This is a genomic window from Runella limosa DSM 17973 (assembly GCF_000482465.1).
Taxonomy (GTDB): domain Bacteria; phylum Bacteroidota; class Bacteroidia; order Cytophagales; family Spirosomataceae; genus Runella; species Runella limosa.
In genome coordinates, this window is sequence record NZ_AXVJ01000079.1 from 1 (window position 1) to 8,106 (window position 8,106).

The following is an 8,106-nucleotide window of genomic DNA, read 5'->3' on the forward strand; positions in this document are numbered from 1 at the left end:
TTGCTGCTACTAATTTGCCAGTTATTTCTTTGCGTATAGGTTTTGGCTCGTCATTATGTTTATGTTCGTCAGTATCCCTTTGTTTATGTTTTGGTTTGGGGTTTTTATCATCAGTTGCGTTATGGTTAGAATCTGACATATATATATCCTTTTAGGTTGTTATACTATTATACCATATATAAGTTAATTAAATGTTAACAGAAGCTAAAGCAACCTATTTTACAGGGGTTACATTTCAGGGACGACCGTTGCAGAAGTGTAACCCTCTATGGTCTGTCTAAAATTACTGCTAACGGTTTAGGGCTTGGCGTTGTAGGGGAAATCAGGGAACGTCAGCCCAACCCTTGTACTAAAGATAAATTGAAATACTAAACTTTAGCCTTTATTCTTCAGCCCCTATAACGCCAAACCCATGTAAGCGGTTCGTTCCTTTTCTCGTCAAATCGTAAACGTCTTTAGTCGTTGACCTAATAGCTTTTTTCTTTCTGTTATAAATTCAAGGAAGTTCTCAAAGTTATAAGTGCTAATTGTCGGTATTGTATTTCTGTCCTTAAAGTTTATGTCACGGGTAGCAAACCATGTTTCAAAATCCTCTGCACTTTTTTCAAGGTTCTCAGAATCTGTCAAAAGTTGCAGGTTGCCAATTGAATTAAAATGCTTTTGGTATTCTATAATTGTGTCTGTGTCATAACCACGAGCTTTTAATTTGGCTGCTGTAAACTCAGACTTTGGAAAAATATGGTCTTCGTGAAATTTCTTGCCTTTCCAATCTCTGTCTGGGTATAGAAGTGACAAAATTAGATAGCTGTATTTAGTGCTGTAATTTGTCGTAAGCAGATTTTCAATTTCTGTATCGTTAAAACTTGCTTCAATATTTAATCGCTTGTTCAATGCTTCGTATGGAAAAAACGAAAAGTCAGTTTGTGCGTTAATTGTTTCTTGAAGGTTTTTTAGAATAGTATCGGATGAACCACCAAAAGCATTTTTTAGCAAAGTAATAATTAACCACTTTTGAATGATATTTTGATTTCGTACATCATTCTTGTCTGTTGAATCTATAAAATTCTTTGGTTTCAGTTTGCCTAAGTAAAATGATATTGGCAACAACGCAATTTTTGCAACTAAACTTTTATCATTGAAACCGAACTTGTGCATTAACTGAACGGTCATTTCAATATTGTCCGTAATATTATCCCAATTGTTTTCAATTTTTTCAAGGTTGGTTCTTGTAAAGTTTTTCACTTTGTATTGAATTGGTAAATCGTCAGTCAAATACAAACAGCCTTTCAGTACAAAATCTTTTCCGAATGAGTAGCCACTTCCTGTTGCATTAATATTGTCGGTGAATGAATGAATTTCTTCTCTTGCATTTAGATTAACCCATTTCGCTGTTGCAGTAGAAAGTAAAATGTCGCTGTATTCAAGTTTTACTCCGCCTGTATTTGCTCGAATAAAAGCTTCGACAACTTTGTCGTAGTCTTGGGATTTTTCTTCGTAATAGTTAAGAAGTCTTGATGTGTGGATTCTTGAATGTAGTCGTCCAATGTGAGAGTTAGCAATATCTTTTTGGTCGTCTGTAAAATCCTTTAGCCTTTCTTTAATTTCTTTTTTGGAATCTTCTGCGTCGTCAAAGTTTAGAATGTCGCCAACTAAATACCAATATTGGGGATTTGGGTCTTTAGGGTTAGGAATGTTATTTTCCCTAAACTGAAATTGATATGTGAACTCTTCTGGGTTGTCGCTTTTGATTGGGGCTTTTAAAATGTTCAGATAAAGTTTGGTCTTTGTCCAACGATAATAAAAGTAACGATAAGAGCCTTTTAGTCCAATGAATAAAGATGTAAGCCTTTGCTGTCCGTCAAGAACCAAATAGATGTCTTGATTGATGCCTGTTACAGATGCTTCATTATTATGCGGTGCTTCTTGGTCAAAATCTCTAAGGAATTCGTAAGCCGTCCACTCTTTTTTATTTTCTTCTTTTATTTTCCAAAACAAGAAAGTGCTGATAGGGAAGTCGCCCATAATTGAATCGAAAAGTTTTTCAATTCCATATGTCCCCCAAACAAATTCTCGTTGTATGGCTGGCAAAAAAGTCGTCCTGTTTAAATACTCGGATGTTACTTCACTAATTGTTTTCGGAATATAACTCATATAGTCTTGCTAATTTATGTTGTCGGTCAGTAGGGTGGTCGTTGGAATGACCGCTTACTCTCAAATATGCGAAAGTTTTGTCGTACATTTTGTATTGTTGTTGTACTTTTTTGATTTTGTGTGGTATTATGCATGTCGTACTTTTTGTATTGTTGAGTATCTATGCAAAGTTTTTTATTTAATGTCAAATGCCACTTAAAGCCAAGCTTATACCTAATCTCCTTAAAAAGTTATCAAGTGGTCAATGTTCTGTCTCTGTCCCTTTTAGTTTTGCCTTTATTTCGCCTTTTACCACTTATAGTACGAAAAGCCCCTACTCTTTTGGTCATTTTCTATCTAAATCCTTGACATTTTTAAAGGTTTTAGTAGTTTTGCTTTCGTACTTCCCATAAATAGTGCGAAAATGGAATTATCCGAATTACACGACAGCACCACAGGTGAAAGATTATATCTAAACGCAGAGGAGCGGAAGCTTTTTTTTGAGGCTACCCGCTTTCAGGAGCCAGATATAAAGTTTTTCTCTCAAATGCTGTACTTCACAGGCTGCCGCCTCAATGAGTGCCTTAATATAACCTATGACAAGTTTGATTTCAGCGAGAAGGGCGTTTTTATTGAAACCTTGAAGCGTCGTAAATCGGGTGTTTTTCGCTTCATAGACTTACCCGAAGACTACCTTGAAAAACTCAATGATGTTTACCATATCCAAAAACGCCAAGCCGAGCCAAAGCGTAAAGGGGAAAAACTTTGGAGCTTCACAGACCGAACAGGCCAAAATCATGTTAAGCGTGTCATGCAACGAGCGGCCATCAATGGCAAGAAAGCTTGCCCTAAAGGTTTGCGCCATGCTTTTGGCATTGCCGCAGTAGAAAATAAAATACCCGTTCAGCAAATACAAGAATGGTTAGGGCATCGCTATTTAGATAGCACCGCAATCTATACCCGTACCCAAGGCAAAGAGCGTAGAGGTTTAGCTCAACGCATTTGGAATAGTAATTAAAATTCCTTCATTAATATATTTTTATTTCATAACACATACTACTAATTATTAGCTTGCTCAAAATAAATCCGAATCGTTTCAGCAACTACCAAAGCCTCTGCTTTCTGCAAAACAATGTCAATACTTTCTTCCTCACCTTCTGAGTTTACCTTTCTTATAGATAAGGTTACAGATGTTTTACTGGCTCCTGCTGTTGTAAGTTGTAACACTTTACTTATCTCGGAGTCAAAATTACTATCGTGAATATCAATAGTCATATATTTAAATTTACGCCCTAAGTTAGAAATTATGCGCTAAAATACATTTAAATTTTTATAATTAACTATATAATGTGCTAATAATGAAACATTTATGTTTAAAAATTAGCTTGTTTCATTGTTTCTTCTTTTCTTTGTTCCATTAATTCTTCAAATCTTTTTTTATTTAAATAAATATTTCTGTATTTCTTTAAATTTTTTTTTCAACGGCAATTGAGTCAAATATGATTATTTCGGTAACAAGTCTTAAAGGTGGAGTAGGGAAGTCCACAATAACACAAAACCTTGCTGTATGCTTTGCTCATGCTGGTTTTAAGGTCTGCATTTTTGATGTTGATACTAACCAAAGTGCAATACACTGGTCAGGATTCCGCCCCGATGAAGTGCCAAGCATTCCAGTCGTTGGCCAGCCAGACGGTATTGAACTTTCAAAAAATGTAAAGATTATGAGTAAAGATTACGAAATCATACTCATTGACGGAACTCCATCGCTTAACAAGTTGTCCAGTAAAATTATTTTATTGGCTGATTTACTGCTTATTCCTATTTTACCCAGTGGTCTTGATATTTGGGCAGCAAAGACGTTTCTTGAACGTCACCATGAAGCCGAGATTGAAAAGGAAAAGAAAATCCCTGCTTATTTTCTAATGAACCAGTTCCAGCCTAATACCAACATTGGAAAAGAAGTAATGGAAGTTCTTAATGAGCAGCAAATCCCAATCTTGAAAACCACCCTTAAAAGCCGTACTGCATACCGTGAGGCTGTTATCAAAGGGTTAGGTGTTATTGAATATAAGGATGATAAAGCAAAAGCGGAAACAGTTACTTTATTCAATGAACTATCTAAAATTATTAAAAAACTTTAAAATAGTAGAGTTATGGCAAAGGAAAAATTAGGACTAAAAAACACTTTAGGGTTAAGCCCAAAATTCAACGTTAAAAAAACAGAAATTGATGTTGAAAAGACAGAGAAAGCCGTTAAGGAAATTCACTCTACAAGAGAAGAATATCATCGTTTAACTATTGATTTACCAATAGATATTTACGAAAAAATGGCTCATAAATTGGTTGGAAAAAAGCTTTCAGGAAAAAAGCTAACTCATAGGATGTACATAACTATGCTGATAGAAGCAGATATGAATAAATAAAGAAATATGTATTTAATGTTTTCTTTATTTGTGTTTTTCTTTAAATATATTAGCTTGAAATAACTGATAATCAGGTTATTATTTTTTCAAAAGCAAATTCTTACCTTATGAATGAAAAGCAAAAAGAACCCAGAATAATTACTGATAGGGAATTAAAAGCCTTTCAAAACGGGTTAAAAATAGCCACAGATAGAGCAACAATCAAAAATGCCGTGTTTCAACATTCGGTATTATGCCAAACCTTTCTACCTACTCGTAACTTAGGTGATGATGTTCGGGAATGGGAGCAAAAGCAAGGTAATGTTTCGCTGTTAGTGCAAGCAGGTAAGGCTATTAATCAAGAAGGCCATTTTGAAAATGTTGGTTTACCATACGGCACTAAAGCCCGTTTGCTTCTTGCTCATATCAACAGCCAAGCGATAAAAACCCAAAGCAAAATAATTGATGTTGAAGACTCAATGTCAGCCTTCATAAAGCGTATAGGGCTAAATATAGACGGTTACACAATCAAGGAAGTAAAAGAGCAATTACGCAGACTTTCAACCGCACGTTTAAGTTTGGGGTATAGCGACGGGGTAAGAGGCGTTCAGTATGAGCTACAAATAGTTAGTGCTTTTGATCTATGGTTTCCAAAAGATGAAAGACAAAGGATTTTATGGCCATCAAGTGTGCAGCTTTCAGAAGATTATTTTGAAAGCTTGCTTAACCATGCCATACCTTTAGATGAAAGAGCTTTAGGAGCTTTGGCTAATAACTCTATGGCATTAGATATTTATGCTTGGCTTGCTCAAAGGCTGCATAGAATTCCAAGGGGGGATTTTCAATTTGTTTCATGGGTTAATTTATGGGAACAATTCGGCCAAAATTATTCACGGATTAGAGATTTTAGGCGTGATTTTCTTAAAAATCTAAACACTGTTATCAAGCAATATCCTTTTGCCAAACTTGAAGAAGTCAAAGAAAAAGGCTTAAATCTATATCATTCACCGCCACCAGTTGAGAAAAAAACTATTATTTCAATACCATCTTTTTCTCAAAACACAAAAACGTAAGCAAGGTACGTGAAGTTACTCGCGCTCTAATTTTGGTAAAATCATAGATTGGTCAGTAGCAGAAGGTTAAGGGAAAATTTACAATTTTAATGTACGTGAATTTACTCGCGCCCCATTTTGATACAATGCAGTACAACCGATAGTAGAACCTCTAAAACTATTGTTGCTTTAAAGTCACGTGAAATTACTCACACTTTTAGGGGATTATTAGGCGAAAAACACAAAATAATTATGCATAAATATTTGATTATCAGTAGTTTATATAAATTTTAATGTACGTGAATTTACTCGCGCCGCCGCTCAAAATTCCAATGTGGATAACTTTTTTAAATAGGTTTAAGTAAACACTAATTTGACAAATCAAGTAGCTATAAATCAGTTAGTTAGCAAAGGCACGTGAATTTACTCGCGCCCCCCATTTTTAGGGCATTTTTTAGGGTTATCTACGTGAATTTACTCGCGCAAACCCCACTTATCCACGTGAATTTACTCGCGCAAAGGTACGTGAATTTACTCGCCCAAACCTATATATATAACCCTATATCTTAATATACCTATAATGCAGTCAAAAATGTTGAAAACTTTTTTTAGTAATTTTTTACTGAACTAAGATATTTTGCACCCTCCTTGCTAAAATTTTTGATATTTTCTATTTGCTGTTGAAAAGAAAAAAGAAAGGTTTTAAAATATAAATCTATGGATTAAATATTTTATGAATTCCGAACAAGCAAAAAAACTTTCTCTTCCTGCCATTTTGTCAAAACTTGGCCACCAACCCGTAAAAAGGCTTAAAGGCGGCAATGAATTATGGTATTGTTCCCCATTCAGGAAGGAAATAGAACCTTCCTTTCATACAAGCTTTCTTGGCAATAAATGGATATGGAATGATTTTGGCGATACAGGCGGCACAGTTTTAGATTTTGCGACCAGATACTACCACACCGATATTAAAGGAGCTTTAGCCAATTTAGAAAGTTTAATTGGAGATACACAGCAAAGCCTATTTTCTACACCCTCAGTGCCACTAACACCACCACAGGCTACCAACCTACCAGCAGGAGATAAAACTCTCTCCTTGCGTAAAATAAGTCCCCTTAGCGTAGATTCATTTAATGGCAAGGCATTACTGCAATATTTAACCCAACAAAGGGGCATTAATCCAGACATAGCCGTTAAATACTTGGTGGAGGTTCAATACAGGAACAACGAAAACGGTAAAACATACTTTGCCGCAGGTATTCGTAATGAAAATGAAGGGTATGAAATCCGCAACGCCTATTTCAAAAGCTCCATAGGTCAAAAGGGCATAAGCTTTGTAAAAGGCAAAGGGCAGGATAGAGCAGCAGTTTTTGAAGGATTTATGGATTTCTTGTCTGCATTAACTTACTATCAATCAGTTGATTTAGCTAAATTTCAAAGCTTAGTAGAGGCTGATGTACTAATTATGAATTCTGCTTCTTTTCAAGAGCAAACAAAAGATATGCTAAAAACAGGTAACTATTCAAAAATTTCGCTTTATTTGGACAATGATACCACAGGGCAAAAAGTAAAAGCATTTTTCAGAAGTGAATTCCAAGGAATTACAGATGATTGTTCAGATATTTATCAAGGGCATAAAGATTTTAACGAATATCTATCAAAGAGCCAAGCCAGCACATTGAACAAATAGCCTTGATAGACATAAATAAGCTTTATACTGTAACCAGTTTTACGCCTGAAAAATTGTTTCGTAAAACAAAAAACCCATTCCACAAAGAAATTATAAGGTTTCGTAAAGTAATTAGATAAAGTTAGATAAATATTGGTAACTTACTTTATGCATTTTTCTCACCTAAATAAACAGAAGCAATGAAACCACAAGCCATTCTACTCTTTTTCAGCTTGGTTGCACTAACGGCCTTTCATGAAAAAGGAAATTTTTTTTCTCCCTCTTTTAAAACTATCAACATTGGCGTTCACCGAATGGGATTGAGTTCATATGCTACATACTGCCTTGAGATAGTAGCTGAAAACTACAACCCTAATGATAAAAAAGATTGGCTTAGTTTACTTGAATACGTCAGAGGTTTTAATGCAAAAGATAAGTCTACTTCAGGAATATTCTTTACCTTTTATGATAGAGTAGTTGAGACATCAGAGTGTTCTTGTAATTTAAAGACTAACGAAAGCGATTGTGCTGTTGTATTATCAAAATATGTGATTGCATCTGGAAGGATATCTCCACTAGAGAATGACAAACGTCGGGTTTCGGTCAATCCAAATTACGATTATAGAATTAATGGCCAAGGATTTCGATCATCGGTGGAAATAGAAGGGTATTGTGATGGTTGCAGTTTCTACATTAAATAAATTAGGCGATTTAAAGCAATGCAAGCAACCTAACAAACTGCCCCATACTAACAATAGTTGGGTAGTTTTGCCGTTTCGTACAAAAACCGTCACTTGGAGATAGCTGGCTGATCAATTGTCTTTTCAATTTGTTTTCGATAGCGCTTTACACT

At 35.1% G+C, this 8,106-nt stretch carries 8 protein-coding genes; 6 read left to right on the top strand and 2 right to left on the bottom strand.

Annotation, left to right across the window (positions count from 1 at the left end; translation table 11 throughout):
• Positions 1 to 438: 438 nt before the first annotated feature.
• Positions 439 to 2,151, bottom strand: coding sequence for a DUF262 domain-containing protein (locus K339_RS0109445; protein ID WP_028523376.1), 1,713 nt, complete (start codon positions 2,149 to 2,151; stop codon positions 439 to 441).
• A gap of 403 nt (positions 2,152 to 2,554) precedes the next feature.
• Between K339_RS0109445 and K339_RS0109450 the strand changes: the two genes are divergently transcribed.
• Positions 2,555 to 3,148, top strand: a complete 594-nt coding sequence (locus K339_RS0109450; RefSeq protein WP_028523377.1) for a tyrosine-type recombinase/integrase — start codon at positions 2,555 to 2,557, stop codon at positions 3,146 to 3,148.
• Positions 3,149 to 3,189: 41 nt separating this feature from the next.
• Here the strand turns inward: K339_RS0109450 and K339_RS0109455 are convergent, their stop codons facing one another.
• Entirely contained in the window at positions 3,190 to 3,405 is a 216-nt protein-coding gene (locus K339_RS0109455) for a hypothetical protein (RefSeq protein WP_028523378.1), read from the bottom strand.
• Positions 3,406 to 3,629: 224 nt separating this feature from the next.
• On the opposite strand from K339_RS0109455, the gene parA reads away from it, so the two are divergent.
• The 5 genes from parA to K339_RS0109480 all read left to right on the top strand — a co-directional run bounded on the left by parA (position 3,630) and on the right by K339_RS0109480 (position 7,954).
• Positions 3,630 to 4,271, top strand: coding sequence for a ParA family partition ATPase (gene parA, locus K339_RS0109460; protein WP_028523379.1), 642 nt, complete (start codon positions 3,630 to 3,632; stop codon positions 4,269 to 4,271).
• A 12-nt stretch (positions 4,272 to 4,283) separates the two neighbouring features.
• Entirely contained in the window at positions 4,284 to 4,553 is a 270-nt protein-coding gene (locus tag K339_RS0109465) for a hypothetical protein (RefSeq protein WP_028523380.1), read from the top strand.
• Positions 4,554 to 4,660: 107 nt separating this feature from the next.
• Complete coding sequence (locus K339_RS33150; protein ID WP_051397909.1) at positions 4,661 to 5,605, top strand: replication protein RepA; 945 nt, start codon at positions 4,661 to 4,663, stop codon at positions 5,603 to 5,605.
• Positions 5,606 to 6,317: 712 nt separating this feature from the next.
• Entirely contained in the window at positions 6,318 to 7,274 is a 957-nt protein-coding gene (locus tag K339_RS35875; RefSeq protein ID WP_051397910.1) for a DUF8464 domain-containing protein, read from the top strand.
• Between the two features lie 179 nt (positions 7,275 to 7,453).
• Positions 7,454 to 7,954: a hypothetical protein gene (locus K339_RS0109480; protein WP_028523381.1), complete on the top strand. Its 501-nt coding sequence runs from the start codon at positions 7,454 to 7,456 to the stop codon at positions 7,952 to 7,954.
• Positions 7,955 to 8,106 lie beyond the last annotated feature (152 nt).

What these genes read in the sequence shown, in the direction of transcription:
- K339_RS0109480 (WP_028523381.1), top strand. Translation starts at nt 7,454, where the DNA reads ATGAAACCACAAGCCATTCTACTCTTTTTCAGCTTGGTTGCACTAACG.
- K339_RS35875 (WP_051397910.1), top strand. Translation starts at nt 6,318, where the DNA reads ATGAATTCCGAACAAGCAAAAAAACTTTCTCTTCCTGCCATTTTGTCA.
- K339_RS0109455 (WP_028523378.1), bottom strand. Translation starts at nt 3,405, where the DNA reads ATGACTATTGATATTCACGATAGTAATTTTGACTCCGAGATAAGTAAA.
- K339_RS0109465 (WP_028523380.1), top strand. Translation starts at nt 4,284, where the DNA reads ATGGCAAAGGAAAAATTAGGACTAAAAAACACTTTAGGGTTAAGCCCA.
- parA (WP_028523379.1), top strand. Translation starts at nt 3,630, where the DNA reads ATGATTATTTCGGTAACAAGTCTTAAAGGTGGAGTAGGGAAGTCCACA.
- K339_RS0109445 (WP_028523376.1), bottom strand. Translation starts at nt 2,151, where the DNA reads ATGAGTTATATTCCGAAAACAATTAGTGAAGTAACATCCGAGTATTTA.
- K339_RS33150 (WP_051397909.1), top strand. Translation starts at nt 4,661, where the DNA reads ATGAATGAAAAGCAAAAAGAACCCAGAATAATTACTGATAGGGAATTA.
- K339_RS0109450 (WP_028523377.1), top strand. Translation starts at nt 2,555, where the DNA reads ATGGAATTATCCGAATTACACGACAGCACCACAGGTGAAAGATTATAT.